This window comes from Vibrio marinisediminis (assembly GCF_014050145.1).
Taxonomy (GTDB): domain Bacteria; phylum Pseudomonadota; class Gammaproteobacteria; order Enterobacterales; family Vibrionaceae; genus Vibrio; species Vibrio marinisediminis.
This window is the reverse complement of the sequence record NZ_JACFYF010000271.1, coordinates 1-267: the sequence shown is the minus strand read 5'-3', so window position 1 is coordinate 267 and position 267 is coordinate 1. Positions and strand designations below refer to the sequence as shown.

1 protein-coding gene is annotated in these 267 nt (G+C 63.7%); it reads left to right on the top strand.

The window, feature by feature from the left end:
* Positions 1–267: 2-oxo acid dehydrogenase subunit E2 (locus tag H2O73_RS24075; RefSeq protein WP_182110814.1), on the top strand; the 267-nt coding region annotated here is incomplete at both ends.

The window sequence follows — 267 nt, the reverse complement described above, 5'->3', positions numbered from 1 at the left end:
CCCGACGGCGACAAGCTGATCAAGAAGGCGTTCTACAATATCGGCTTTGCGGCGGACACGCCCAACGGGCTGATGGTGCCGGTGATCAAGGATGCCGACCGCAAGGGGCTGGTGGAGATTTCCAAGGAGCTGATGGAGCTGTCGGCCAAGGCCCGTGCGGGTGAGTTGAAAGGCCCTGACATGCAGGGCGCGACCTTCACCATCTCGTCGCTCGGCGGGATTGGCGGGACGTCCTTCACGCCCATCGTCAACGCACCCGAGGTGGCG